This window comes from Alphaproteobacteria bacterium (assembly GCA_016699735.1).
GTDB lineage: Bacteria > Pseudomonadota > Alphaproteobacteria > Micavibrionales > Micavibrionaceae > JAGNKE01.
This window is the reverse complement of sequence record CP065008.1, coordinates 320,499-347,215: the sequence shown is the minus strand read 5'-3', so window position 1 is coordinate 347,215 and position 26,717 is coordinate 320,499. Positions and strand designations below refer to the sequence as shown.

Below are 26,717 nucleotides of genomic sequence, written 5' to 3'. Positions count from 1 at the left end.
ACTCAAGGTTCTTGTTGAACGGCTTTGGCGTCTATGACCTTGTAGTAATAAAACCCCTTAAGAATTTTACCCTCTGCGCGGGCGTAACAGGGGTGAAACCCGATTCGGGTGTAGCCCTGCTTTTCGTAAAGGCTTATCGCTGCGCTCATGGTTTCCCGCACGTCGAGGTTGATGACGGCGTATCCCTGTTCAAGCGCGTATTTCTCGACTTCATCGAGGAGCATTTTTGCCAGCCCATGTCCCCTCGCCCATGGCGCGACGAAGTTGGTGGTCAGTTGAACGGCGAAGCTCTGCGCCTCGTTGTTCTGGGGAGGCTTGAGGAGCTGACAGGTTCCGCAAATGACGCCATCAAGACGTGCGACAAAAAGTATGCGTGATGGCATGGTGACCACGCCCTGCCAGTATCGTTCGAGGACATCGCGTTCGGGGGGGCGAACCCAGCCGAAACCGCCACCACTTTCGATGGCTGCGTTGGTCGCATCGCACAGGTCGTTCAAGTCGCCGCGGTTGAGGGTATTCAAATGCTCAACTTTCAAGACGGGTGGCAGAGTCTTGACGTTTTTTTTCTCGTTCATCCGTGGGCTACTCCTCGATCGTCTCCTAAATAATCATTCGCGGTTTGCGTTATTATGGTTTCCATTCCAGAAAATTTGCAATTAACCTCAGTCCTGCCTTCTGGCTTTTTTCGGGGTGAAACTGCACACCGATCATATTATCCCTGCCGACGATCGCATTTTGAAAACCGCCGTAATCCGTCAGGGCCAGAACGTGATGCGTCTGCTTACATTTGAACACAAAAGAGTGAACAAAGTAGAAATTATCTACAGAACTTATGTTGCGGAGCACAAAATGGCGGTTGTCCTGCTGGATGGATGCCGAGGGAAACGCGAGATCATTCCAGCCCATATGCGGGATTTTCAGGGACGGGTCATCGGTTTGTATAGGCACCACTTCGCCTTCGATCCAGTTCAATCCCGCATGGGCGCCGTGCTCGAGACCGCGGGTGGCCATGAGTTGCATCCCCACGCAGATTCCCAGAAAAGGCGTGGCGTTTTTCTTTACGGTCTCCTTGAGCGTTTCTATCATGCCCGGAATTTCTGAAAGGCCATGCATACAGTCGCCGAAAGCGCCCTGCCCCGGAAGCACAATTCGTGTGGCCTTGCGAATATCATCGGGGTCTTTTGAGACTCTTACATCGAGATCAAGGGATTCATCGCGCCCGACCCGCTCGAAGGCCTTGGCCGCCGAGCGCAGATTGCCCGAGCCGTAGTCGATGATCACAACAGTTTCTTTTGCCATGGGCCGCTTTTCGTTGTATGTCCTTCCCATGTCCGGGCGGGGATTTTCCCTGTTTTACTGTAAAGAGATACAAGACACAATGACTGTTGCATTTTACCGCTGGAACGAGACCGATGATGCCACGCGGCTGCGCATTTTGCGGCGGGCGCAGGCGGATATTGAGGCGGTGACCGAGCAGGTGCGTCCGATCATTCTTGATGTTCGTGAGCGCGGAGATGCGGCGCTTATCGATTATGCGAAAAAGTTCGAAGGGGCTTCATTATCCTCGCTTAAGGCCTCTGATGAAGAATTCGACGCCGCTGAACGCCAACTGGACGAGCGCCTGAAACAGGCGATCCGGCGATGCGTGAAAAACGTGAAGGCGTTTCATGCGGAACAAATGCGGCGGGTCGAGCGACAGTGGATGGTGGAGGTCGAGTCGGGCGTGTGGGCGGGTGAGCAGGTGGCGCCGATTGACTCTGTGGGGCTGTACGTGCCGCGGGGCAAGGGGGCTTTTCCGTCTGCACTTTATATGCTGGCCGTACCTGCCGTCATTGCGGGAGTCGGGGAGATCGTCATCGTCAGCCCGCCGATGGCGGAGGGGACCACTGATGCCGCGACCCTGTTTACGGCGCGTTTGTGCGGGGTTGAGAATGTCTATAAATGCGGGGGCGCGCAGGCGATTGCCGCTTTAGCTTACGGCACGAAGAGTGTTCCCAAGGTTCGAAAAGTTCTGGGGCCGGGCAGTCCGTATGTGGCAGCGGCTAAGAAGCTTTTGTCCGATATGATTGATCCGGGGATGCCGGCCGGACCTTCCGAGTCCATTGTTCTTGCGGATGAGAGTGCGGATCCGGACAATACGATTCTTGATATTCTTAACGAGGCTGAGCATGGGATGGATTCGGCGGCCTTGCTGGTTACCCATCACGAGCCTCTCGCCGTGTATGTGCGGGACAATATGTCAAAAGTGATTGAGTCCTTGCCGGAGCCGCACCGAGGGATTTGTCGCCATGTTATGCGCGATTACGGAGGTATCGTTTTGACCGACAGTTTGCAGGAGTCGCTGGAATTTGCCAACCTGTACGCGCCGGAACACCTGCATTTAAAGGTTAAAAACGGCCAGGATATGGTTGAGGGCATTAGGAATGCCGGGGAAATTCTTGTCGGGGAATATACGCCCTCCTCTCTGGGTAATTATGGAATTGGTGTTAATCATGTGTTACCGACTGGTGGGTGGGCGCATACCTACTCCTGTACTTCTGTTTGGGATTTTCTGAAGCGTACGTCGATTTCCCGGTGCGATAAAGAAGGATTTCTGGCCCTTAAGGAGGATGTTGAGACTCTGGCTGCCTACGAAGGGTTTCCGGCGCATGGCGATGTCTTGAGGAAGCGCAAGATTTGAATATTTCCGCTGACAATCCTCTATGGGTTGATTTACAATAGCGGACTATGAGCAGAGATGCCCCCAATCAAGCTTTGGTTGAAAAAGAAATCCAGAGGCTTACGGAAGTGACCGTCAAGACGCGGATGGGGTATGTGTGCTTTATCGCCCCTCCTCTCGGTATTCTAGTGCTTGTCATTTTCTTTGTTTTACTTTCGCCGATCATCAATATTGAAGATTCGTTTATGAGCATCTCTTCTATCGGGATGCTGCTGTTTATCGGCATTACAATGGCTTACATCCTGATGTTCATGATCGGGTTGCCGGCGATGATGTTTCTTGAGAAAAAGCGGGCTGGGACGCTGGTCAACTATTTGCTGTTCGGGGTGCTGGCGGGGATGGTCAATAACATCTTTTTCTGGTTTCTCTCGCTTGAGGCCAATACGCTGAGTCTGCAGTGCGGCGTTTTGTGCGCGGCGGTGTCCTGGGGGATCATGACGATCGGCAACAAAGAGAGCGACAAGCGTTTCTGGTAGGCTTATTTACAGAGCGCCCTTGGTGCTTGGGAGTGTGTCGGTGTTGCGAGGATCCGTTTCCATGGCCATACGCAGTGCGCGGGCAAAGGCCTTGAACAGGCTTTCGATGATGTGGTGATTGTTTGTCCCGTAGCGGTTTTCGCAGTGGAGTGTGATTCCTGCGCTTTGGGCGAGGGCGTTGAAAAACTCCTGAAAGAGTTCGGTGTCCATATCGCCCAGCCGCTGGAGCGAGAAGCGGACATCCCAAATGAGATAAGGTCTGTTCGAAAGATCGAGGGCAACGGTTGAGCGGGCTTCGTCCATCACAAGGTCGAAATGACCGTAGCGGCGGATTCCGGTTTTATCGCCGAGCGCTTGCTTTATAGCTTGTCCGAGGGTTATTCCGGTATCTTCGACGGTGTGATGGGCGTCGATATGTAAATCGCCTTCGGCTTTTATGGTCAGGTCAATGAGGGCGTGTTTGGCGAGTTGTTCGAGCATATGGTCGAAGAACCCTACTCCCGTTTTTATGTCAAAGACCCCTGCCCCGTCCAGATTGACTGTGACGGATACGCTGGTTTCCCTGGTTTTGCGGGTTACGGACGCTTGCCGCGCCCTGCCGCTTTTATCTTTGGGCATTTTGCTCACTCATGTCCTACTGAATACGCCAAAAGCGTTAAAGAACCGTAACATATTCCGGCTTTCGGGCACAGGCGAGAAAAATTTTGGGCTCTTGACTTGGATTGCTTATGGCGCAATACCTTACGCATGATATATCCATCCCTTGATTATGCGAAGGCGCAGAACTGGCGCGGAACCACAATCCTTTCCGTCCGCAAGGGCGGCGTTGTCGTTGTGGCCGGAGACGGTCAGGTCTCTATGGGCCCGACGATTCTGAAGGCTAATGCGCGGAAAGTGCGGCGACTCGGGCGGGATAATAACATTATCGCGGGTTTTGCCGGATCGACCGCCGATGCGTTTACTTTGTTCGAGCGGCTGGAGGCCAAGCTGGAGGCGCATCCGGGACAGTTAACCCGGGCGTGCGTGGAGTTGGCCAAGGATTGGCGGACGGACCGTTATCTGCGACGTCTGGAAGCTCTGATGGCTGTGGCGGATAAGGAGACTTCCCTGATTTTGACGGGCAACGGTGATGTTGTGGAGCCGCAGGATGGCGTGATCGGGATCGGGTCGGGCGGCAATTATGCGCTTGCGGCGGCGCGGGCGCTTTATGACCGTGAAGACCTCAGTGCTGAAGATATCGCGCACAAAGCGATGAAAATTGCGGCTGATATCTGCGTTTATACCAACGAGAATGTTGTCGTTGAAACTCTTTGAGTTTTTTGCGGTTGCCGCTATCAGCTAAAATTTACCAAAAAATCAAGCGTCTAGTGTTTTTCATTCCCCTGAGAATTGGCTTGGGCGCTTTCCCGGCTACTGGTAATCAGGACGGAGAAGACCATTCCTGACAGAAGGATGAACAGCGTGATGGCCAGCGAAATCGCAGGACTGATATGGCCGACATATTCGTTATAGAAAACCTTGCCGCCGATAAAGATGAGTACGATTGAGAGGGCGTATTTCATCAAGATAAAGCGGCTTAGAAGATTTTCCACGGCGAAAAACAAGGCCCGCAAGCCTAGGATGGCGAAAATATTGCTGGCGTAAACAACATAGGGTTCGGTTGTAATCGCCAAGACTGCCGGGATGCTGTCGAAGGCGAACATCAGGTCGGTGACTTCCACAATGACCAGGGCGAGGAGAAGGGGAGTTGCAAACCAGCCCATCTTTTCGGATGTTTCGGAGATTTTTTTCTGAACCCAGAAATCGTGGCCGTGAAGCTCTGTGGTGAAATTAATGTGTTTTTTCAAAAACTTGACATATGCCTTGTCTTCGAAGCTATCAATTTCTTCATCGTGGCTTTTCATCATCAGCATTTTTATTCCGGTCACTATCAGGATCGCCGCAAACAGCAGCAACACCCAGGAATATTGGTGAACTATCGCTGCGCCCGCGCCGATCATCACCCCGCGCATCAGAATCACGCCGATGATGCCCCATACCAAAACACGGTGCTGGTATTCCTTCGGGATGGCGAAGGTCGAGAAAATTACCGTTATGACAAACAGATTGTCGAGAGAAAGGGAATATTCGATGACGAAGGCCGTATAGTAGTTCAGGGCGTGGTCGTCGCCCATATTATACCAGACATACAGGCCAAAGAGCAGGCCGAGGCCGAAGTAGGCGCCGCTCATTCTCAGACTTTCCTCCAGCCCGATCACATGGTCTTTTTTATTGAAAACATGAAGATCGAGATATAATACGACAGGGACAATCACAAAAAAGACGGCCCACATAAAAGCTTCTTGGCCGAACGTCAGCGATACTTCTTCCATATTTTTCTCTCAATTATCCATGGTATTCAATTCACAGTATAGGCAGGAATATTTAATCTTATATATGTGTATTGAGTTTTCAGGTGGCATTATGCCTGTTTTTTTTTGGTCTTACAAAGCAAATCATTCTCAATTCCATTTTTGTCTTTCTGTTGACGTTTGGTGCTTATGGCGCTATTCCCAACAGTATTCAAACACGCTAGGTTAGGGCATGCTGGCCTCCAGAGTTCATATGACAGACAAATCAAAACATCCGTCTTCCACCACCGTTGCTTCGTTTTCCCCCCGCGAGATCGTCTCGGAACTTGACCGTTTTATCATCGGGCAGAAGGAGGCCAAGCGGGCGGTGGCTATCGCGCTTCGGAACCGCTGGCGGCGCAGCCAGCTTGATCCCGCTTTGCAGGAGGAGGTTTACCCCAAGAATATCCTGATGATCGGGCCGACGGGGGTGGGGAAGACGGAGATTGCCCGTCGGCTGGCTAAGCTGGCGCAAGCGCCGTTTATCAAGGTGGAGGCTACGAAATTTACCGAGGTGGGTTATGTGGGCAAGGATGTTGAGTCCATCATCCGTGATTTGACTGAGGTCGCTATCCGCATGACGCAGGATACCCTGCGGAAATCGGTCATCGCGCAGGCGGAGATTTATGCTGAGGAGCGTATTCTGGATGCTCTGGTCGGGCAGACGGCGGGCGAGGGGACGCGGGCGGCTTTCCGGGAAAAGTTGAGGAAAGGCGAATTGAGCGGGCGCGAGGTTGATATTGATGTTCGGGACAGCGGAAACCCCATGGGTGGAATGCTCGATATTCCCGGGATGCCTGGTGCCTCCATGGGTATGATCAATATGAACGATATTTTCGGCAAGGCGTTCGGCGGCGACCGCAAGAAGCGCAAGAAAATGAGCGTTGAGGACAGCTATGAGGTTTTGATCGAGGAGGAGGCGGATAAGCTTCTCGATCAGGATAAAATCGTTTCCACCGCGTTGGATATGGTCCAGCAAAGCGGGATCGTGTTCATCGACGAGGTGGACAAGATCGCAGCGCGGCAGGATTTGCGAGGGGGCGATGTTTCCCGCGAGGGGGTGCAGAGGGATTTGCTGCCCCTGATCGAGGGGACGACCGTGGCGACCAAGCACGGGCCGGTGAAGACGGATCATATCCTGTTTATTGCCAGCGGGGCGTTTCATTATGCCAAGCCTTCGGATTTGCTGGCTGAACTGCAGGGGCGTTTGCCGATCCGGGTTGAGTTGCGGGCGCTCACCCGGGAGGATTTTACGCGTATCCTGAAGGAAACCGAGGCCAGTTTGATCATGCAATACAAGGCGTTGATCGGGACCGAGAAAGTGACCCTGGAGTTCGAGGAAGAGGCGATCGATGAAATCGCTCGCTTGGCCTTTGAAATTAACGAAAATGTCGAGAATATCGGTGCCCGGCGGCTTCATACGGTTATGGAAAAACTTCTTGAGGAGATCAGTTTTACGGCCAGCGACCGGGGCGGAGAGAGCGTTAAGATCACGGCCGATTATGTTCGCAAGAATGTCGAGGAGCTTGTCAAATCGGCCGATTTGAGCAAGTTTATTCTTTGAGGCTTAGTACTTGTTATTCTTGAGGTTGCGATGAAAAAATTTATACGGACGTTTGTTACTCTGCTGACTGGTTTTATCGGCGGGGTTGCGGGGGCCATAATTTTTAACTCTTCCCCACTTCTGGCCGCTGCTCCTGAGGAGAAAATCGATTCTGCTCGAAGTATGGTCGATCTTTATAATTCAGAGTCTCATAGAATCGCGTATTTAGGGCCTGGGCAGATTTCACAAGGTACTTTTTTCCTTTTTGATGAGAGGGAAAATGTTCGTCTACAAATGGGGACGTACCCAGGTTATAAGGAAAAAGGCCAACCTCTGATTGGATTGCATGATCGTAAGCAGAGGCTCAGGATGCTCTTACGCTTAAATAATCTTACAGATGTTCCGACGCTGATATTTAAAGATTCTTATGGCCAGGATAGAATGGTTATCGGTTTAAATGCTGCAACAGAAGATCCCTATATAGAATTTACAGATAAGTCTGGCTCTACCAAAAGGTTGGTTTCCTTACCTTAAGGAGAAATCCAAGGCTTTTTTAAAGGGCTGACATAGGTGTATTGAATAGTTACGCAAGTCCTACCTAATTTCCAACAGGGATGTGGGTAATTATTGGGTCCAGATCCGATTTAATACGGCCAGTCAGTGTTGGCTTTAAGTTTAGGTTTTTTTCTTAACTGTACATATAATGCGCCCTCTCCGCCGTGGGAGTTATCTGCTGGACATACTTTTAAAATAATTTTGCTTAAGGTATGACTCTCCAACCATTTTGGCACATTCTTACGAAGTATTCCCTTAGTTGTATCGGAATCCTTGCTTTTTATTGAGCCTTTTCCTGTTATGATGAGAACACAAGTCTTGTTATTGTCGTATGCGTATTGCAATCCTGCAATAATAACTTCATAAGACTGGGCCTGACTTAAATAATGCAGGTCGATTTGGTGGTCTATTCTGGGCAGATTTTCCCTTTTTTTCTTTTTGCTATAGGTTTTTTTTACTTTGCTATTTGTTATCTGTGCTGAAAAATATTCATTTTTTTGATTATATGAAACAGTGATGGCCGTATTTTCTAATAATGTTTTTGTTTTTATTTTTGATCTAGTTTTTGTCTGTATGTAATTTGGTGATTCCAACTTTTTTACGTCAAAGGTTTCTTTAAGCCATAGGCTTGTTTCGTCTATATTTGTCTTTTTGTAAAACGGCACTTTGTGAATATCCTCAGTCATGGTATTAATAGTAGCATAAAAAAAGCTTTAGCCCCTGTCTTGCACTTTTATGAGAAATTGTTTCGTTTTTTTTTCTTTCTGCTGGGCATTTAGCACTTTTTTTGCGCTCTGTGCATTTTCCGAAACCATGTCGATTGGGGGCAGTTCTCAGATTGAGAGGGGTGTTTTTGCTTTTTTTCATTTAGGTCAGAAGTCGCCTGATTTTGATTTTTGGGTTAAATCTGGCCAGCGTTATAAGGAGCTGCCGGAGTCGGACAAAGAAGATTTTCTTATCAATGAAACTATCCGTTTAGGTTCTGGTTACGGACAATTTGATCCAAAAAAGGATGTTCTTCATATTGAGACAATTGTTCAAGTTCATTACACGCCACCGGTTGGTGATCAGCCTGCGAGGATTTTTTTTCAGTTTCCAGAGCAAGATGATGAGTATATTCCAACTTTTTCCTATCCATATGGCCACAATGAGTGGGTTTCGTTGATCGTTAACCGACTTGCCTTCTTTGCCGATATATCGCTTAAGCAGGAGCATTATGAGGTCATTAAAGAAAAACTACCTGAACCGAATAATAATTATGATGCCTTGATTACTATTGATGTTAGGCCAACAAATGCTGATCATTCTGCGCCCATTAAAATTGGCACTATGTCTCAGTGGATAATGATCGGCGATATTGCTTACATGAAATGTGAGTTTAAAAGTGACAAAACCGACTCTATGGTGCAGCTCTGGGATTTTGTCGCGCCGTGGTATGCCGAAGAGTATAAGCTTAAGAATCTGCCCGAGGATCTTAAGTACCCCCATCCCTTTGACCTCAAAAAATGAGGTTTTGCCCGTTTTGCTGAAATATTTGCAGATTTCCTGAGGTTTCTGCTATTGTGGGGGCATATATTATAGAAATGCTTATGCACGATGGATACGAAGCTGGGTCCGATCATTGGTCCTTACAAGCCGCGTGAGGCCGAAAGCGCTGATACGCGTTACGGGCTATTGGGGCAAGGTTCTGGTTTTTCCGGATACAGGAGAGAAGGGCGGGAGGAGGCCTCCCTCGACCGTTTTGACGAGGATGAGGCTACTGTCTCTACCGAGGCGCTGCTCCTGTTTCTTGAAAGCATTCTGATCCGGCAGTATGGGCTTACGGCTGAGGAGAGTCTGTCCGTAGATTACGTTCCCGAGGCTTCTGCACAAAGGCCAACGGCAGGCGTTGAGGCTTTGCGCCTAAAGGCTGCGGAGGCGGCGAAAGCCTATGCCCATGCGGCCCATGTTTCGCGTAAAGTTGCCCGAAAAAATCAAAAGCCGGACGTTTCGGAACAGACCCCGAGTTATTCCGAGGACATCCAGCAAATCACCCGTTTGATCCGGGATTTAAGATTGCTTTCGGCGCAAAGCGTTGACCGTCTTCAAGTCGAGCGCGGGGCAACCCTCATAGAGAGTCTGGCAGCGGCTATTGTTAAGGCCAAGCAGGAGCTGCCTGTTTAATTTCTATTCTTTCAGCGTGTAGCCATTTTCGTTGGTGCAGAGTATTTGCGGGTCCGAGGGGTCGGCTTCGATTTTCTGGCGCAGACGGTAAATGTGAGTTTCCAGCGTGTGGGTTTCAACGCTTTCAGCGTAATCCCAGACTGCGGTCAGTAACTCCTTGCGCGATACGATGCGATGGCTGTTGCTGTAGAGATAATCAATAACTGCAACTTCCTTTTCCGTCAGCCTTATTTCTTGTGATTTTGGGGACTTTTTCAGATTCAGGGTTCCGAACGCTTTGTCCAGGGTAAAGGCCTTGTGATCGATTACGTTCCTGTTTTTGGGATCGCTTGGTTTTGTTTTGTTTAGTGTGTCCAGCAATTCGCCCAGTCTGACCGGAGTTTTGAATGTCAGGGGAGGGAGGTTCACCGCTTCGGCCCGGATTACCCCGTTCGTGTCCGTGGCGGGCTCCAGTTTTATCTTTTCCTGAAACCCGGAATTTTTGAGGAAATCGGCGAGAAATACGCATGAGCCGGGGTCTGCGTACAGGGTCCATCGGGTAGGATGTTCTTTGTCCATATCCTTATCTTAGCCTGAAACGGGGTGCCTTGGAACGGCTGGCACAGGGGTTGCAAAGTTTTGATAGTTAATGCGTAAACGGGGTTTCCATGCTGGATTCTTCTGCGACCACACAAGCCGACACATATTCTTCCCAAAATGGCGGAAACTCTCATGTTTTCCGTATGATCCGCAGTGATCGAACGGCCGGGGCCATTCCTTTCTGGGAGAAGGGGGCGCCAAAAGTTCAGGATTTGGAGCTGGTCGAGGGGGAGTCTTCGGTCTATGCGGTCGGCAATAGTTTCCGGGATACGCTGGAGGAGGTGCGAAAGGAACCACAAAACGCATCTTTAAATACAGAAGAAGAGCCGTTCGGGTTTTTCGATCTTCTGGATATGGTTAATCCGTTGCAGCATATCCCGATTTTAAGCTTTTTCTACCGGGCGATCACCGGGGACGAGATCAAGCCCATCAGCCAGATTATCGGGGGCGGGGTTTTCGGCGGACCTTTGGGAGCGGCGAGCGGGCTGGTGAGTGCGGTTATTGAGGATGGGACGGGAAAGGAGCCGCTGGGGCTGGCCCTGTCACTTGTTGATGGACGGGATGAGGAAGATGCGCCCTCCCTGCGGTATAAGGGTGAGGCGGGGCTGGCGGCGCATCAATATGCGAAAGCGCAGGGGGAGCCGAGCCGTTCTTCCCATTTTCTAAATCTTAACGCTTGATTTCACTTTAAAGACGGGGGCCGAAGAGGGCTGTTCCGATGCGGATGTAGGTTGCGCCCAGCGGGATGGCCTTTTCGTAATCAGCGCTCATGCCCATGCTGAGGTCTTTGACGCCGTTTTCCTCCGCGAGTTTTTTAAGAAGAGCGAAGTGCAGTGCGGCGGGCTCATCGACGGGGGGGATGCACATCAAACCCCGGATATCAAGGCGGCAATCTTCGCGGCAGAATTTCAGAAATTGACTAAGATTTTCGGGGGCGATGCCGACCTTCTGGTCTTCTGCGCCCGTATTGACCTGAATCAGGCAGGGGATATTTCGCCCCTGTTTTTGCATTTCCGCCGCCAAAGCGTGCGCGAGTTTTTCGCGGTCCAGCGTTTCGATCATATCAAAAAGGGACACAGCCTCCTTTACCTTGTTGGTTTGGAGGGGGCCGATCAGATGAAGCTTCAGATCAGGGTAAAGGGGTTTTATTTCCCTCCAATGGGCGATGGCTTCCTGTACGCGGTTTTCGCCGAAGAGACGGTGGCCGGAGTCCAGCGCTTCGCGGATTTTTTCGGGCGGCTGCGTTTTGCTGACGGCGACGAGGTTGATGTCGTTACCGATGCGGCCCCATTTGCGGGCAGTTTTTTCGATATTGTCTCTGATTGTTTTGAGATTTTCGCTGACGGACATACGGGCACGATAAAACAAGCGAAGAAAAAGAGAAAGGGCGCAGATGAAGCGCCCCTTCGGAAATTTTATAGGCAGTGAATTCGATTAGAATTCAACCTGGGTACCGACGAGCAGAGCAACGCCATCGGCGTCGTCGCCAGCGGTTCCGTCTTCTTCAGCATCAACGAAGGTGAGCGTACCGCGGAAGCTCATTCCAGGGCCGTATTCGTAGTTAACGCCGCCGGAGTAACGGTCGAGTTCCTGATCGTCTTCACGATCTTCGTTCAGGTAAGAAGCGCCGATCTTGAAGGGGCCGGTCGTGTAGTCCACGCCAACCACGATCGTGTCGGTGTCATTGTCATCGGTCGCGTTGTTGTCGCTGACATAGGCTGCGCCCACGCCAACAGGACCAACATCGATATCGAGGCCAGCGTTCCAGACTTCGCGGTCGTCATCAGAAGGAGTGGATTCATCTTCCAGATCGCCGTAAGAGTAACCGCCGCCGAGGATCAGACCGATGTTGTTGAATTCGCCTTCGTAACGAGCGGCGATTTCATAGGTGCGGCCGATTTCGCCAGCAACGTCATCGGTGCCGATGCCGAAGCTACCAGCAGAGTCGGTATCAGGCGAAAAGGTGACGCCCGCCTGGAAGCCGTTGAAAACAGGCGACAGGTAGGTCAGCTTGTCGGCTTTGCCGGAAGGGTCAACAGCGTAGTCCGTGTTCAGATCAACACCAGCAACGGTGGAGTTGAACGGAGATACGAACTGACGGAGACCGTCGTAGTTGCTGTCGGCAGAGGGAGCGGCTACCTGCAGGAGGTATGCTGCGCCGTCTTCGGCACCAACGTTTACGCGGCCCCAGTCGCCGGAGAAGTAGAGGTAGGATTCGTCAACGCCGAAGCCATCGCCGCCATCGGCATCTGCTTCGATGTGTGCGCCGACCGTCAGGCCGTTGTCGAGGGTGGTTTCGCCGCCGAAGTGGACTTCGGTGTCGCGAACCATGTCGATGTCATTGAGTTCGCTACCAGGAAGCTCGTCTTGGTCAACCCAAGCCATGTAGCCCTTGAAGTAACCACCGAGCTCGAGTTCGACCTCTGCGCGTGCAGGGGTGGCTGCGAGAGCCAAACCACTGACCGCGACGCTGGTCAAAAGAAGTTTTTTCATAATATTCCTCCAGTTAAAACTTTGCTTAGAGCGTATACCGCTGCGGTTTGCATACTAACCCTGTCAGATACCTTAAAGGATTAAAAATGCTCACCAGAGCAGTGAACCATGCCATTAGGCCAGCAAAGGATAAGGGGGTCAACGCACTTTGCGGGAGGACGGCTTTAAAAACTTTTTAGTCGTGGTATTTTTGCCACATGATTTTCTTCCGTAGGGAAACCCAGTTTAATTCGTATTGTTCATCAAGCGCAAGCGCGAAAAAACATGGCTTGAGCGCGTTGTTGGCGCGTGCTAAATGAAGAGAAATTTTTCAGGGATTCATCATAATGAAATCAAATCGGCGTCGTTCTGCTTGTCATATTATTGTCTGCGCTTTGGCCGGACTTTCGCTCTCCGGGTGCGGCGTTATCAAAGGTGAGGAAAAGTATCCCACCAGCACCAACCGCGAATTGTCGGGCGACAATAATATCTATGAGAAGCCGGACAGTATTTTCGGTGAGGGCGGGCTTCTGGGCAAGAAAAAGAAGGACGATACCGGGGCCAGCGCTGTGGGCGTTAACGGGTTTCTGTGGCGGGCGGCTCTGGATACCGTCTCGTTCATACCTTTGGCCAGCGCCGATCCGTTCGGTGGGGTGATCCTGACCGAATGGTATACCGCGCCCGAGACCCCCAATGAGCGGTTAAAACTTAACGTCTTTATCATGGGGCGGGAGTTGAAGTCTGACGGCGTTAAGGTCAAGGCTTTCCGTCAGGTCAAGAGCGGCAGCGGCTGGGCCGATGCCAAGGTGGCTGAGGATACGACGCGTAAGCTTGAGGATGCGATCCTGACCCGTGCGCGGCAGTTGCGGGTTGCTCATCTGGGCGAGACCGACTAATAATACAGCTGTTTTATTTGTAATTGATACAGGACCGGGCCGGATAACGGCCCGGAGTCTTTGGGATGAGTGAGCGTTACAATATCAAGGATACCGAGAAGAAATGGCGGCGCATCTGGGACGAGCGTCAGTCTTTTGCCGTTTCCGAGCAGTCGGACAAGCCGAAATATTATGTGCTTGAGATGTTTCCATATCCTTCGGGGCGGATTCATGTGGGGCACGTGCGGAATTACACGCTGGGCGATGTGGTGGCGCGGTACCGCACGGCTAAGGGTTTTAACGTCATTCACCCGATGGGTTGGGATGCGTTCGGGCTTCCTGCAGAGAACGCCGCTATTGAGCGCGGGGAGCATCCGAAAAAATGGACGCATGAGAATATCCGCACGATGCGGACGCAGCTGCAGTCGATGGGACTGTCGATTGACTGGGAGCGAGAGGTTGCGACGTGCGATCCCGATTATTACCGCCATGAACAGGCGATGTTTCTCAAGTTTCTGGAGAAGGGGATTGCGTACCGGAAGGAATCCATCGTTAACTGGGATCCGGTCGATAATACGGTTCTGGCGAACGAGCAGGTGATCGACGGCAAGGGATGGCGCACGGGCGCTCCGGTCGAGCGGCGCAAGCTCAATCAATGGTTTTTAAAAATTACAGATTATGCCGAGGAGTTGCTGTCGTGCCTCGACGATCTGCCGCGCTGGCCGGAGAAGGTGCGGATCATGCAGGCGAACTGGATCGGGAAATCCCAAGGGCTGCAATTCCAGTGGGATATCGTCGGACGGGAAGAGAAAATCGAAGTGTTCACGACGCGGCCGGATACGCTATTCGGTGCGTCTTTTCTCGCTCTGGCGCCGGATCATCCGTTGAGCGCGAAGCTGGCCGCAGACAAGAAGGGCTTCGAGGAATTTCAACAGGAATGTCGGGCGGGGGGGACTTCGGAAGCGGCTATCGAGCAGGCGGAAAAAATTGGGTTCGATACAGGCTTTAAGGCCACGCATCCGTTATTGGGGCGGGAGGTTCCGGTTTATATCGCCAACTTCATTTTGATGGATTACGGGACGGGCGCGATTTTCGGCGTTCCGGCGCACGATCAGCGGGATTATGAGTTCGCTACGAAATACAAGCTTGACATTTTGCCTGTGGTGATTCCCGAAGAAGGAATTGATCTTTCCAAAGAGTCTTACAATGGTCCCGGAAAGCTGGCGAATTCGCAATGGCTGGACGGGATGGATGTTGAGGGCGCGAAGGCGGAAGTTATTAAACGGTGCGAAGCTAACAAGACTGGTTTCGGGACCACGCAGTTCCGCTTAAGGGACTGGGGCGTTTCGCGGCAGCGGTATTGGGGCTGTCCGATTCCGGTCATTCATTGTGCGGCGTGCGGCGTCGTGCCTGTGCCTGAAAGCCAGTTGCCCGTGACTCTGCCGGACGATGTGAGCTTCGATAAGCCGGGGAATCCGCTGGAGCATCATCCGACATGGAAGACTGTCGATTGTCCGAAATGCGGGAAAGCGGCGCGGCGCGAGACGGATACGTTCGATACGTTCTTTGAGTCGAGTTGGTATCAGTTCCGGTATTGCGATCCGAAAAACGAAAAGCTTCCTGTCGCCAAGGACAAGGCGCAATACTGGATGCCGGTGGAGCAGTATATCGGCGGAGTGGAGCACGCGGTTCTGCATCTGCTTTATGCGCGGTTCTTTACGAAGATCATGCGCGATTGCGGTTATGTGGATTGCGACGAGCCTTTCCTTGGTCTGTTCACGCAAGGGATGGTGACGCATGAGACGTATCAGGATGCTGAGGGCAAATGGGTGTTTCCTGCGGATATCGTCAAGAAAGATGGTGCGGCTGTTCACGCACAGACCGGAGCGCCCATAAAGGTTGGGCCGACGATTAAGATGTCGAAGTCGAAGAAGAATGTCGTCGATCCTGAAGACATTCTTGAGACTTACGGGGCGGATGCGGCGCGGCTGTTTATTCTGTCCGACTCGCCTCCGGAGCGCGATCTGGAATGGACGGAAGCGGGGATCGAGGGCGCGTGGCGTTTCGTGAACAGGGTTTATACCTCGATCCGCGATCTGGATTTGTCGGGGGTCGAGAATTTCAAGGGTGAATATTCCCCGAAGGCTCTTGATCTTCGGCGCCTCACGCACAAGACGATCAAAGGCGTGGGCGAGGATATCGAAGCTTTTCACATGAACAAGGCGGTGGCGAAAATCCGCGAATTTTATAACGGGTTTACGGCTTTTTCCGCTGCTTCCACGGATGAGAAGGCGGCGCTGGCTGAGGCGGCGAAAGTTTTTATCATTCTTATCAACCCGATGATGCCGCATCTGGCGGAGGAGTTGTGGGAGAAAATGGGGCATAAGAGTTTGCTGGCGCAGGAGCCTTGGCCGGAGGCTGATCCCGCGCTGCTGGTGGCCGATACGGTGACCATCGGGGTGCAGGTGAATGGGAAGCTGCGGGCCTCCATCACTCTGCCTGCGAATGCGGATCAGAAGACGGCGGAGGATATCGCGCTGGCCGAGGAAAATGTGAAGCGTGCGATTGGTGAGAAACAGGTTCGGAAAGTGATTGTGGTTCCGGGCCGCATTGTGAATGTGGTGATCGGATGAGACAGATTGCTTTGACCGTGTTGCTGTGTGGTTCTGCGCTGGGGCTTTCGGGATGCGGATTTACGCCGATGTACGGTGCCTCTTCCGGCGAGGGGGCGCAGAGTTCGTCCATCCAGTCCGATTTCGGGCAGGTTGCGATTGAAAATATTCCTGATCGGGACGGGCAGTATCTGCGGAATGCGCTGATCGACCGATTTTATCAGAACGGGCGGCCCGCGCAGCCGAAATACAAGCTGACCGTGCAGACGATCCGGGAAACGACCACCGATCTCGATATCACCAAGTCTTCGGATGCAACGCGGGGGCAGCTTAAACTTAATACCGCTATGGCTCTGGTCGATGTGGCGACGGGGGAGACGGTTTTGAAGCGGAACCTCGTTTCCATCGGCAGCTATAATATTCTGGGCAGCGAGTTCGCCAACCGCGTGACGGAGCAGAATACGAAGGATAATGCCCTTAACGATCTGGCGCGGCAGATTGAGCTGCAGGTTGGGCTTTATCTCAAGAAATAAGCCTTTTTTAGAAAATATTTGACAGAAAAAGGCTTTCGGGCGTATTTTCTGTCTTGTCGCCTTCGGGTGGCCGCGGCATTTGAAGGTTCAGCTTGCACCGCGAGATCAAAGCTAAAGCGACCACGGACCGGACTCCTCCGCCTGTGGTCTTCAAATTTTGAAGCCGGGGCGTGAACGAGAGCCGAAAAGCTTTTCCCCCCTTACATTCCGGTTTCACGGGCCAGCGCGAAAGCGCGTTTATTATTTTTTGTGTAAGGAGAAAAACAAATGACACAAGACACTCCAGCGGGACACACACTTCCCAATCCCGAATTTATTGGGAAGAATTTGATCGAGCAGCTTCAGGGCGATTACAAAAAGGCGGGGGCTCTCTCCGCTGCGTTTAAAGTTCATGCGAACCTTCCGGCGTGGTCGCCGGTGACCTCGACCTATATCAGCGATAATGGCGGGTATCCCGATCTGGCGGTGGGGGAGATCAAGGTCAATCTGGCGGATATCCATGCCATCGTCACCACGCTGAGCGGGCAGACGCCGCCGCAGCGCGTTTATCACGACATCCCCTCGCAGGACTGGCGGGCGGGGGCGTTCGATCTGGCGCAGCTTTCGCGGTATCGGTTGCGCGGGGCGGGGAATACGTTTTTTATCAACTGCGCTCCACGTTTAGCGCAACGGGGAGTCGAGGGGAATAACAGAGGTGAGGATGTCTATGCGGCGATGCTACCGAACGGGGCGGTCGTCTCCGGCGTCAGCCCGCACAGTTTCGCGTTTTTCCGCGATCTGGTGGAGAAGGGCGATCTGGAAATCTACAAGGTCAATGTGCAGACGGAGGGCAGCCAGTTCCGGTCGCGGGATTTCTTTCCGTGGTATTCGGAGTTGCTGACCTACAATCTCTCGCAGGCGCATGAGGGATGGAAGGATGGATTGAGCGTTGAAGAACGCCGCGCTTTCCTGCAGCAATTCAATTTTATCGACACGGAACAGGTTCTGGATCTGAAGCATATTCCCAATCTCAGCCAGCAGCCCGTAGTGGCGCGGGTAGACACGCACGGGAATTTGAAGCTCAGCATCGCGGTGAGCGATGCGAAGCCGGAATGGTTCGGAAAGCGGCTGAATGTGGTTATTAACGGGCACTCCTGCGAGGCGGAAATCCGCGAGCATATGTTTGATGCGAAGTCCGGCCATTACGGGATCGCGCCGGGATCGTCAGGGGCTTTTGCCGACTCGGCCAAGGACGATCCGCGGTTCCTTGAATTGGCGATGATCGGCAAATCCCTGCGCGAGGAACTGGGCATCACGGCGCAGGATCTCAAGGACGGGGTTTATATCGAGATCGAGTCGATTGAGGTTTTGCCGGAGCTTCATGTGGGTTTGGACGGGGTGGAGGCGCGGGAGGTCAGCGCGGGGTAACTCTGTTTTTCATAGTGTTACTCTGTAACTTTCCTTGTTTGGCAAAAGAATAGCAAAAGAGGTATAGTTTCTGCCTTGACGAATAAGGAAAGTTTTCCATGTCCGATGTAAATGCCGGCGATCTCAGAACCATCAATAGGCCGGAGGATGTGTCCTCGCTTTATTCCGGCGTTGGCAATCAGGCCAAGGCGGGGGTTGAGGTCGAGCTGGCGTTTTTTGACCGTACCAGCCAGAAGCCCATCAGTGTGGCTCAGAACAATATGCTGAAAGATATGGCGCATGATGCGCTGGGGGCCGGGGTCTGGGTTCATAACGAGCCGACGAGCGAGACGGTGGAGGTCAGTTCCATCGCCGCGCCTCTGGGTTCTCTGCGTGTGGTGATGGATGATCTGCGGAAGAAGATGGCCGTCGTCGCGGACGTGGCCGAGCAGATTGGCGTCAAGAGGTCGTATTTTCAGGAATTGCCGGAGCAAAGCGCGGACGATTTGCTGGCCAGTATCGTCAATGTCGAGCGGTATCATGCGTTCTTCAAACCCTACCGCAGCGATATGCGCGGGTTTGCGGAATATTTCTCGGTGAGCAAATCCAATCAGGTGTCGGTGAGTTATTCAACGCCCGATCATTTGCTGGACAATGTGCGGCGGCTTTACCTGCTGGCGCCGTTTTTGTTTTTGCTGACGGATAACAGCGCCGGGTTCTCGCAGGGCAAAGTCTTGCGCGGGCATAGCGGCATGAATCTACGGCACAACGGGCTGAAGGAAGGGCGCGGCGGTGTTCCCTCGTATGTCCTGACGGCGCGGAGCGGTGAGGAATATATCGCCGCGCATATCAATCATGTCATGAACAATCCGCTTTATGTTTATTATGACGCGGATGGAAAAATCGTGCGTGTGTCCGCCGGGGAGTGGACGAGTTTTAATGCCTTGAAGGACAAGGGGCTGAACACGGCCACCAATTATTTCTTCGCGCAGACGGTGCTGTGGCCGGATGTGAAGATCGCGGCTCTGCGTGATTCCCATGGCGCGGTTTTTGGGCATCGTTATGAGGCGCGGATGTTCGGGGTCGGGCTGCATCAGCATCAAACCGCTCTCATGGTTGTCGGGGCTTTGGCCAAGGACGATGTTCTGGCGCAGACAGTTGACGGGTTGCTGGCCGCGTTCGGGTTTGATCCTGAGAATCCTGAGGCTGCGCGGGAATTGCTGGATCAGGCTTATCATGCGGCGCGGAACCATGACGGGCAATTTTTCGATATTGCTTACGGGAAAGGAACGATGCGGGAATTCGCCAAGCAGTTCGCGGATATCATCGAACCTGCGCTGGATGCGATGGGGTTTGAGGAGGAGATGATTCCGCTTCTGACCATCTGCCGGAGCGGGTGCACGGACGGGAAGGTCAACCGGATTTTGTTTCCTGAGCTTTTGGATCTGCTGGATTACCAGAAGTTTTATGATCCAGCCGTTTTTGAAAATCCGAATATCTGCGGGAAAATTCTATTTGAGAAGGATCTATCGCGCATGAGCGATGGTTCGTCGGCCGTTGCGTGTTGCGCTTGACGAATTCGGCTGTTGGCTTACCATAAGGACTCATGAAGCTTACATTCCGACAGATTGAGCCGTTTGTGGCGAAGCCCGACCCTGCGGCCCGCGTTATCCTGATTTACGGACCGGATGCGGGGCTGGTGAAGGAGCGGGCGGCGACAATCGGCAAGAGCGTTGTGGCTGATCTCAACGATCCCTTTAACGTTGCGGTTTTGACCAGCGACCAGATTATCGACGATCCGGCGCGATTGGCGGATGAGGCCAGCGCCCTGTCCATGATGGGCGGGGATCGGCTGATCCGTGTCGAGGATGCGGCAGACAAGATCGTCACGTTTCTTAAGACCTATCTGGAGAATCCCTCGAAACACTCGCTCCTGTTATTGATTGCCGGGGAGTTGGGCAAGAATTCGAAGCTGAGGGATTTGTGTGAACGAAGCAAGGCCGCGGTCGCGCTGCCCTGTTATGTCGATGATGTGCGCGATCTGGGGCGGATCATCCGGCAGAGCTTGCAGGAATTTGGGCATGGTATCGAGCCGGAGGCGGTGCAATGGCTGGCGGCGAATATCTCCGGCGACCGGGCGAAGGTGCGGAGTGAGCTTGAAAAGCTTTCCATTTATAAAGGCGCGGAGAAGACGCCGATATCGGTTGTTGATGCGATGGCGGCGTGCGGGGCGGCGGGGGCGCAGTCGTTCGACGATCTGGTCTACAGTGTGGGCGCGCGGAATACGGAAGCGGCGCTGAAAGCGTATATGACTTTGACTGCAGAGGGGGTGCCTTTTGTTGCCGTGTTGCGGGCTTTGCAGAGTCATTTCCGGCGGCTGCACCGCGTGAAATCCGAGGTTGCGGCGGGCAGCGGAACGGAAGAAGCCCTCAAGAAACTCCAACCGCCGCTTTTTTTTAAAGTCGAGGATTCTTTCAAGGCGCAGGTGCAGAGTTGGACGATTGTTTCTCTGGACCGGATTTTGTCGCGGCTTCTGGAATTGGAGGCGCAGTGCAAGCAGACGGCCATGCCCGTGGATACGCTCTGCGCGCAGGCGATTTTGGGGATCAGCCGGATGCGGTGATTTTGCCTCTAGCCCAGATATTCAGCAAGTTCGCGGATGTGGGTCAGTGGGCGGAGGATAATTTTTCCATCCTTTTCCTTATCCGCTTTCTTTCCGGGTTTGGGAATAATTGCCTTTTTGAAGCCCAGTTTTTCTGATTCCTTCAGTCTGATATCGCCCTGTGTGACCGGACGGACTTCGCCGGCCAGACCGATTTCTCCGAAGAAGACCGTATCAGCGGGCAGAGCTTCATTTTTCAAGGCGCTGATAAGAGCTGCGGCAACGGCGACGTCGGCGGCGGGTTCGGCGATGCGGATTCCGCCTGCGATATTCAAAAAGATATCGTGACCGGAAAGGGAAATCCCGCAGCGCGTTTCCAGCACGGCGACGATCATTGCCAGACGGTTGTGATCCCAGCCCAGGACGGCGCGGCGCGGCGCGGCGAGGGTAGAACGGGCGACGAGCGCCTGCACCTCGACGAGCAGCGGTCTTGTGCCCTCCAAAGCGGCGAGGACCGCGCTTCCGGCGGCGTCCTCACTGCGCTGCGCGAGGAAGAGTTCGGAGGGGTTTTCGACCTCTACCAGTCCTTGTTGTGCCATTTCGAAGACGCCGATTTCATTCGTGGGGCCGAAGCGGTTTTTCACAGCGCGGAGGATGCGGAACTGGTGGCCGCGGTCGCCCTCGAAATAAAGAACGCAATCGACGAGGTGTTCGAGGACTCTTGGCCCCGCAATCTGGCCGTCCTTCGTCACATGGCCCACAAACAGGACCGCGATGTTACGGCTTTTGGCCATGCGGATGATTTCCTGCGCCGAAGTTCTCACCTGCGTGACCGTGCCGGGAGCGCTGTCGATATTGTCGATATACATGGTCTGGATGGAGTCGATGATCAGGATTTTGGGCGGTGTCTGCGCGGCCTTTACGGAGTCGATGATGTCGCGGACGTTGGTGGCGGCGGCGAGTTGGACGGGAGAGTCGGCGAGGCCGAGCCGTTCGGCGCGCATACGGATCTGTTCGACCGCTTCCTCTCCCGAGACATAGACGGACGGTATACCGTTGCGGCTGAGGGCGCACACGACCTGCAGGAGAAGCGTGGATTTGCCGATGCCGGGGTCGCCGCCGATCAGGGTGGCGGAGCCGGGGACGAGGCCGCCGCCCGTCACGCGGTCGAATTCGCCGATTTTGGTGATATAGCGGGGGTAGGTGGCGTTGGCTCCGGCGCGGAGGTCCACGAAGTCGATGACGCGGCCCTTCTTGTTGGTGTTGAGTCCTTTGGGGACCGAGGCTGCCGCCGTTTCCTCAGATATTGTGTTCCATTCGAGGCATGATTCGCAGCGGCCCGCCCAGCGCGGGGTGACGGCGCCGCAGGACTGGCAGACGAAGGATTTCTGAGGTTTGGCCATGGGTGCGAATCTCCGGTTGAAGCTATTATTTTAGGGGACGGAGGGCAAGCGTAGGTAATCAGTTTTGATCAATATCAAGGTCATACTTTTAATATGATATACTCTTTGGGAGAGTAAAGTGGTGTTTGTATCAGTATACTTAAATAGTCGCTGCGTGATATTAGGTCAGTATGACTTTAGTGGCGAATATGAAATTTGCAAAAGACTATACAATCGACGAAATTGATACTGCTATTCGTGCTATTGACGGCGCTAAGGGTCTTGACCAGATTCTTAAAATTCTGCAGGCGCATATACAAAGTATGGGCTTTGACAGGTTTGCCTATTGGCTGCGTTGGCCCAGTCAGGAACAAATAGAGCCTGTACTTCTTACGAACTATACCAAGGATTATATTGATTACTACCTTGCCAATGATTTTCAAAGCCATGATCTTGTATGTCGCCGCTCAATCAGCACCATCGTTCCTTTCAAATGGTCGTCTATAGAAACTCTGATGCCTCTTACTTCGGTACAAAAACATCTATTTGATGCCAAACGGTCCGTTGGAATGGCTTCTGGCGGAAGTGTTCCTTTGCACGGTCCCCGACAGGTAAAGGCAACTCTTTCAGTTGCGAATGATTGGAAAACAGAAGACTTTGATGCGCTTTTTTCTTTTCATCACCATCGACTTTATCTTCTGGCTGCCTATGCTCATGAAAAAATTATGATTTTTGGTCTGGACAGACAGAATCAGCACTTGGCCCTGACCAAAAGAGAAACTGAGATTCTCACTTGGGCTTCACGGGGAAAAACTTACTGGGAAATTGGAAAAATTTTGAATATTCAGGAGTCTACGGTCAACAATCATATGCGAAACATTTTTTCTGCTCTCGGCGTTTCCAGTTGTGTGCATGCTACTGCCAAAGCTATTACTCATGGTCTTATTATTCCCTAGTTCAAGTTAAGAGTTCCAGTTAGCTGTTCGGGGCGGGCAGCAAGGGGCTTAGCCTAATCGTATGACAGGATTCTGTCATAGATTAAGTGCCCTTTTTTGTTAGTCTATTCAGATGCGTTTTTTTTCACTACTAGTTCTTTCTTCCGATGAATCCCTCAGTCACATTTTCAAGATATCCTAGAGAAATCATATGACGAATTATCATTCGCCTACACAAGCAGGCAACCTTGGAGAGCGCAGAAAAGAGTATTTGTTGATCAAGATGCAAATCGCCCTGCTGCTAACATACACTGAGCAAGAAGGATTGCATTACACAGGTGTTTATCTCAAAAAAGCATTGCTAAGTCTGAGCGACCAATACCTAGATCAATAATAAAGAAATGTTTACGACACATTATTATTCGTTTTCTTTTGCCGCTCAAAATACTCCCGCAATACCCCATCCCGAAGGCCGCCGAGAGAGACAATGATTTCGGGGATTTCGAGTTCTGCAACCAGCTCCTCTAGCAAGATCGTACTGGGCTTGAGCGTTTTGGCGCGGGAGGATTGAACCTTGTATTTTTTTACGAGGGCGGAGGGAGTGAACTCGCGGATGTGTTCGCAGACCTCCGCGATCTGTTTACGGGACATCCGGTAGCCGTGCAGTTCATATTTCTGCTTGGTCATCTTGATGCTGATCTTTGCGATTGCTCTTAAGGTTCCGCCCACTACATAAAGCGGTTCTTTTTGACGAAAGTCAGGTGATAGCCCCGAAAAACTTTCCTTGAGAACCTTACGAAGATCTTTGCCGTAGTCGGCCAAAATCAGCGATCCCAGAGGAAGGCTCAGGGCTTTGCCGACCTTGCCGTCTTTCACATGCGCCAGTTCAATGCTGCCGCCGCCGAGGTCTGCGACTATGCCCTGTGCCGAGGGCGCTCTGGAGATTACGCCGAGAGCCGATAGTCGGGCTTCCTCATCGCCGGGGATGATGCTGATGGATAATCCGAATTCCTTTTCCAGAGACTTTACAAATTCCCGCCCGTCGGATGCGGCTCTGACTGCGGCGGTTCCTATCGCTATTATTGTTTTGATATTATGTTCTTTCGTTATTTCAATAAATTTTTTGATCGTCTTGCGGACCTTCTTGCAGGCCTTAGGAGGGAGAAGGCCCGTTTTCAGAAGGTCGCGGCCTAGAAAGCATTGTTCTTTTTCAATTAGAACAGGATCGGCGCTCCTGAAGATCACCATCCGCACGGAGTTCGAGCCGATGTCTATAATTGCTATGGGGGGCAGGTCCGGCTGCCCTTTAAAAAAAATACTCATACCGTCGTTTTAATCCCGATTACGCAATACGATCTTTTTTGTATCAGTTCTTTTTGCCTGAGGCTTTTCCACGGCCTGACAGGCTGGGGTGCTCCAGAAAATAATTGTGAGCACTGAACGCGTCCGTCTTATATTTTTTGCGTGTATAAGTACCATCGGCGTTCATATACCAGCTTTGCGCTGTATCCTTGAGATTCGCAACCATGATTTCATCCAAAACCTGTTTATGAACAGTTTCGTTGAGGATCGGCACCATCGTTTCGATCCTGAAACCCAGATTGCGGCGCATGAGGTCTGCCGAAGCAATAAACACTTTAGCCTTGCATGAGGGCAACTCATGGCCGTCGGCAAAGCAATAAATCCGGGCGTGTTCGAGAAAGCGGCCGACGATGCTTTTGACCGTGATATTTTCGGAAAGGCCTGGAACCTGCGGACGGAGCTTGCAGATGCCCCTAACTATCAGTTGGATGTTCACACCAGCCTGGCTGGCACTATAGAGCGCCTCTATAATATCCGGATCTGCGAGGCCATTGCATTTGAGCCATATCCCCGAGGGCCGGTTCTTTTTTGCGTTCAGTTCCTCCGCTTGTATCAGGGCGATCAGGGTTTCTCTTAAATTGAAGGGTGCCAGTGTAAGATGCTTGAGGCCAACTGGCGGTGTCAAAGCCGTCATGTAATTAAAGAGCACTGCAGCGTCACGGCAAAGGCCGGGGTCGGATGTGAACAGGGAGAGGTCTGAATAAATTTTCGCGGTGTCGGTGTTGTAATTGCCCGTTCCGAAATGTGCGTAGTGCTGGAGATTCTGGCCTTCGCGGCGGGTGACGAGAGAGACTTTCGCGTGGGTCTTCAGTTTCAGAATACCGAATACGACTTGAACACCGGCTTTCTCCATATTCACAGCCCAGCGGAGATTTGCTTCCTCATCGAATCGGGCCTTGATTTCGACAACAGCGGTCACGGCTTTTCCGTTTCTTGCTGCTTCTATGAGGGATTCTACCACCGCAGAACGGCTGTTCGTTCGGTAAATCGTCTGCTTGATCGAAACGACATCCGGGTCATGTGCAGCCTGCTGGAGGAAATCGACAAAAACCTCGAAACTTTCGTAGGGATGATGCAGAAGAATATCCTTGCTCTTGATTGCCGCGAAGCAATTATCGCCAAAGTCGTCGATCCTTTCCGGGTAACGGGGTTCGAAGGGTTTAAAAAGAAGTTTAGGCTCAGGCAGGGAAGTCAGTTCGCGTATATCGGCCAAGCCGATCAGGTCTCCGAAGGTCAGGATATCTTCGTTGGCCAGTTGCAGATTTGCGGTCAAAAATTCTTTCATTTTTTTGGAGCAACCGTCGTTGACTGTCAGGCGGATGACTTTGCCGTGCTTTCGGCGGTTGATCGCCATAGCGACCGTTTCGACGAGGTTGCCGTGCTTGTCATCGACCTCCATTTCGGCGTCGCGCAGAATGCTGAAGACTGTATGCTCTTCGTACACCAGAGGAAGCGGGAAAATCAGATCCAGGTGAAGAAGTATAAAATCCTCCATCATGACCAAACGATGCTCCTTGCCGGGCAGATGAACGAATCTTTTTAGGCTGGGCGGTAGGATAATCAGGGTCTTGAGATTTTCGGACGTATTGCGGTTGTTCAGGCCTAAAGCCAATGTCACGGATTTGTTAGAAACGAAAGGGAAGGGTTGAGAGGAGTCTAATGCTATTGGCGTAATCAGTGGAAAAATCTCCACCATAAAATGACGTTTGGCCCATGTTTTTTCGCTATCCGTAAGGCTTTCGGGTTTGACGATATTAATTCCCTGCTCTCCCAGTTCCGTTTTTATATTTTTCCATGTTTTCAGGAGTTGTTCCGCAAAGGGTGTCGTTACTTCAAGAATAAGTTTTAGCTGTTGCGCGGGGGTCAGGCCATCCGGGCTCAAGGGCGGGCGCTTTTTGCAGGATTGGCTTTTCAGGCCGGCTACGCGAACCATGAAAAACTCCTCCTGATTGCTTGCTGCGATCGACAGGAATCTTACGCGCTCAAGAAGCGGGTTATATGGATTGAGGGCTTCTTCGAGAACGCGCTGGTTGAACGCCAACCACGAAGCTCCCTGTTCAGCAGACGATCTGCGGGGGAGAGAGTAGTGTTGGGAACCGTTTTCAGAGTGCCGTCTGCCATGGCGTGCGTCAA

At 52.2% G+C, this 26,717-nt stretch carries 26 protein-coding genes and 1 pseudogene; 16 read left to right on the top strand and 11 right to left on the bottom strand.

Going from position 1 to position 26,717, the window contains the following annotated elements; all coding sequences use genetic code 11:
• Positions 1 to 2: 2 nt before the first annotated feature.
• Positions 3 to 575, bottom strand: coding sequence for a GNAT family N-acetyltransferase (locus IPN28_01675; protein ID QQS57554.1), 573 nt, complete (start codon positions 573 to 575; stop codon positions 3 to 5).
• Positions 576 to 627: 52 nt separating this feature from the next.
• Positions 628 to 1,299 carry an imidazole glycerol phosphate synthase subunit HisH gene (gene hisH, locus IPN28_01670; protein ID QQS57553.1) on the bottom strand — a complete coding sequence of 224 codons (672 nt, stop codon included), beginning with the start codon at positions 1,297 to 1,299 and terminating at the stop codon, positions 628 to 630.
• A 79-nt stretch (positions 1,300 to 1,378) separates the two neighbouring features.
• Between hisH and hisD the strand changes: the two genes are divergently transcribed.
• Together hisD and IPN28_01660 are read left to right on the top strand one after the other, a co-directional pair.
• Positions 1,379 to 2,680 (top strand): histidinol dehydrogenase, encoded by a 1,302-nt coding sequence (gene hisD / locus IPN28_01665; GenBank protein ID QQS57552.1) that lies wholly within the window; start codon positions 1,379 to 1,381, stop codon positions 2,678 to 2,680.
• Between the two features lie 47 nt (positions 2,681 to 2,727).
• Positions 2,728 to 3,195: a hypothetical protein gene (locus IPN28_01660; protein ID QQS57551.1), complete on the top strand. Its 468-nt coding sequence runs from the start codon at positions 2,728 to 2,730 to the stop codon at positions 3,193 to 3,195.
• Positions 3,196 to 3,201: 6 nt separating this feature from the next.
• On the opposite strand, the gene hisB is transcribed toward IPN28_01660, so the two are convergent.
• Complete coding sequence (hisB, locus tag IPN28_01655; GenBank protein ID QQS57550.1) at positions 3,202 to 3,813, bottom strand: imidazoleglycerol-phosphate dehydratase HisB; 612 nt, start codon at positions 3,811 to 3,813, stop codon at positions 3,202 to 3,204.
• A 129-nt stretch (positions 3,814 to 3,942) separates the two neighbouring features.
• Between hisB and hslV the strand changes: the two genes are divergently transcribed.
• On the top strand, positions 3,943 to 4,509 hold the full coding sequence (hslV, locus tag IPN28_01650) for an ATP-dependent protease subunit HslV (GenBank protein ID QQS57549.1): 567 nt from the start codon (positions 3,943 to 3,945) through the stop codon (positions 4,507 to 4,509).
• A gap of 50 nt (positions 4,510 to 4,559) precedes the next feature.
• Here the strand turns inward: hslV and IPN28_01645 are convergent, their stop codons facing one another.
• On the bottom strand, positions 4,560 to 5,567 hold the full coding sequence (locus IPN28_01645; protein ID QQS57548.1) for a TerC family protein: 1,008 nt from the start codon (positions 5,565 to 5,567) through the stop codon (positions 4,560 to 4,562).
• Between the two features lie 232 nt (positions 5,568 to 5,799).
• On the opposite strand from IPN28_01645, the gene hslU reads away from it, so the two are divergent.
• Together hslU and IPN28_01635 are read left to right on the top strand one after the other, a co-directional pair.
• Positions 5,800 to 7,149 (top strand): ATP-dependent protease ATPase subunit HslU, encoded by a 1,350-nt coding sequence (hslU, locus tag IPN28_01640; protein QQS57547.1) that lies wholly within the window; start codon positions 5,800 to 5,802, stop codon positions 7,147 to 7,149.
• A 30-nt stretch (positions 7,150 to 7,179) separates the two neighbouring features.
• Complete coding sequence (locus IPN28_01635) at positions 7,180 to 7,662, top strand: hypothetical protein (GenBank protein ID QQS57546.1); 483 nt, start codon at positions 7,180 to 7,182, stop codon at positions 7,660 to 7,662.
• A 110-nt stretch (positions 7,663 to 7,772) separates the two neighbouring features.
• On the opposite strand, the gene IPN28_01630 is transcribed toward IPN28_01635, so the two are convergent.
• A complete protein-coding gene (locus IPN28_01630) occupies positions 7,773 to 8,369 on the bottom strand; it encodes a Smr/MutS family protein (protein ID QQS57545.1) in 597 nt (198 codons plus the stop codon).
• 127 nt (positions 8,370 to 8,496) lie between these two features.
• Between IPN28_01630 and IPN28_01625 the strand changes: the two genes are divergently transcribed.
• Positions 8,497 to 9,192 carry a hypothetical protein gene (locus tag IPN28_01625; protein QQS57544.1) on the top strand — a complete coding sequence of 232 codons (696 nt, stop codon included), beginning with the start codon at positions 8,497 to 8,499 and terminating at the stop codon, positions 9,190 to 9,192.
• A gap of 87 nt (positions 9,193 to 9,279) precedes the next feature.
• Positions 9,280 to 9,846 carry a hypothetical protein gene (locus IPN28_01620; GenBank protein QQS57543.1) on the top strand — a complete coding sequence of 189 codons (567 nt, stop codon included), beginning with the start codon at positions 9,280 to 9,282 and terminating at the stop codon, positions 9,844 to 9,846.
• 3 nt (positions 9,847 to 9,849) lie between these two features.
• Here the strand turns inward: IPN28_01620 and IPN28_01615 are convergent, their stop codons facing one another.
• Positions 9,850 to 10,404 carry a winged helix-turn-helix domain-containing protein gene (locus IPN28_01615; protein QQS57542.1) on the bottom strand — a complete coding sequence of 185 codons (555 nt, stop codon included), beginning with the start codon at positions 10,402 to 10,404 and terminating at the stop codon, positions 9,850 to 9,852.
• An 89-nt stretch (positions 10,405 to 10,493) separates the two neighbouring features.
• On the opposite strand from IPN28_01615, the gene IPN28_01610 reads away from it, so the two are divergent.
• Positions 10,494 to 11,105 carry a hypothetical protein gene (locus tag IPN28_01610; protein QQS57541.1) on the top strand — a complete coding sequence of 204 codons (612 nt, stop codon included), beginning with the start codon at positions 10,494 to 10,496 and terminating at the stop codon, positions 11,103 to 11,105.
• A 7-nt stretch (positions 11,106 to 11,112) separates the two neighbouring features.
• On the opposite strand, the gene IPN28_01605 is transcribed toward IPN28_01610, so the two are convergent.
• Both IPN28_01605 and IPN28_01600 read right to left on the bottom strand, forming a co-directional pair.
• The gene (locus IPN28_01605) at positions 11,113 to 11,775 is read right to left on the bottom strand and encodes a YggS family pyridoxal phosphate-dependent enzyme (protein QQS57540.1); all 663 of its coding nucleotides are present in this window, start codon (positions 11,773 to 11,775) and stop codon (positions 11,113 to 11,115) included.
• Between the two features lie 84 nt (positions 11,776 to 11,859).
• The gene (locus IPN28_01600) at positions 11,860 to 12,918 is read right to left on the bottom strand and encodes a porin (GenBank protein ID QQS57539.1); all 1,059 of its coding nucleotides are present in this window, start codon (positions 12,916 to 12,918) and stop codon (positions 11,860 to 11,862) included.
• A 326-nt stretch (positions 12,919 to 13,244) separates the two neighbouring features.
• On the opposite strand from IPN28_01600, the gene IPN28_01595 reads away from it, so the two are divergent.
• The 6 genes from IPN28_01595 to IPN28_01570 all read left to right on the top strand — a co-directional run bounded on the left by IPN28_01595 (position 13,245) and on the right by IPN28_01570 (position 20,926).
• On the top strand, positions 13,245 to 13,793 hold the full coding sequence (locus IPN28_01595; GenBank protein QQS57538.1) for a DUF3576 domain-containing protein: 549 nt from the start codon (positions 13,245 to 13,247) through the stop codon (positions 13,791 to 13,793).
• Between the two features lie 65 nt (positions 13,794 to 13,858).
• Complete coding sequence (locus IPN28_01590; GenBank protein ID QQS57537.1) at positions 13,859 to 16,405, top strand: leucine--tRNA ligase; 2,547 nt, start codon at positions 13,859 to 13,861, stop codon at positions 16,403 to 16,405.
• Positions 16,402 to 16,917 (top strand): hypothetical protein, encoded by a 516-nt coding sequence (locus tag IPN28_01585; GenBank protein QQS57536.1) that lies wholly within the window; start codon positions 16,402 to 16,404, stop codon positions 16,915 to 16,917. The genes IPN28_01590 and IPN28_01585 overlap by 4 nt, the downstream gene beginning before the upstream one ends.
• Positions 16,918 to 17,184: 267 nt before the next feature.
• Positions 17,185 to 18,324 (top strand): hypothetical protein, encoded by a 1,140-nt coding sequence (locus tag IPN28_01580; protein ID QQS57535.1) that lies wholly within the window; start codon positions 17,185 to 17,187, stop codon positions 18,322 to 18,324.
• A gap of 98 nt (positions 18,325 to 18,422) precedes the next feature.
• Positions 18,423 to 19,877, top strand: a complete 1,455-nt coding sequence (locus IPN28_01575) for a hypothetical protein (GenBank protein ID QQS57534.1) — start codon at positions 18,423 to 18,425, stop codon at positions 19,875 to 19,877.
• A gap of 32 nt (positions 19,878 to 19,909) precedes the next feature.
• Positions 19,910 to 20,926 (top strand): DNA polymerase III subunit delta, encoded by a 1,017-nt coding sequence (locus IPN28_01570; protein ID QQS57533.1) that lies wholly within the window; start codon positions 19,910 to 19,912, stop codon positions 20,924 to 20,926.
• A gap of 8 nt (positions 20,927 to 20,934) precedes the next feature.
• On the opposite strand, the gene radA is transcribed toward IPN28_01570, so the two are convergent.
• Positions 20,935 to 22,308 carry a DNA repair protein RadA gene (radA, locus tag IPN28_01565; GenBank protein QQS57532.1) on the bottom strand — a complete coding sequence of 458 codons (1,374 nt, stop codon included), beginning with the start codon at positions 22,306 to 22,308 and terminating at the stop codon, positions 20,935 to 20,937.
• 188 nt (positions 22,309 to 22,496) lie between these two features.
• Here radA and IPN28_01560 point away from each other — a divergent pair, with 188 nt between their 5' ends.
• Both IPN28_01560 and IPN28_01555 read left to right on the top strand, forming a co-directional pair.
• The gene (locus IPN28_01560) at positions 22,497 to 23,243 is read left to right on the top strand and encodes a LuxR family transcriptional regulator (GenBank protein QQS57531.1); all 747 of its coding nucleotides are present in this window, start codon (positions 22,497 to 22,499) and stop codon (positions 23,241 to 23,243) included.
• Between the two features lie 190 nt (positions 23,244 to 23,433).
• Positions 23,434 to 23,616, top strand: coding sequence for a hypothetical protein (locus IPN28_01555; GenBank protein ID QQS57530.1), 183 nt, complete (start codon positions 23,434 to 23,436; stop codon positions 23,614 to 23,616).
• Positions 23,617 to 23,627: 11 nt separating this feature from the next.
• On the opposite strand, the gene IPN28_01550 is transcribed toward IPN28_01555, so the two are convergent.
• Both IPN28_01550 and IPN28_01545 read right to left on the bottom strand, forming a co-directional pair.
• Complete coding sequence (locus IPN28_01550; GenBank protein ID QQS57529.1) at positions 23,628 to 24,545, bottom strand: hypothetical protein; 918 nt, start codon at positions 24,543 to 24,545, stop codon at positions 23,628 to 23,630.
• 43 nt (positions 24,546 to 24,588) lie between these two features.
• Positions 24,589 to 26,705: pseudogene (locus tag IPN28_01545) on the bottom strand (RNA degradosome polyphosphate kinase).
• Positions 26,706 to 26,717: the final 12 nt, after the last annotated feature.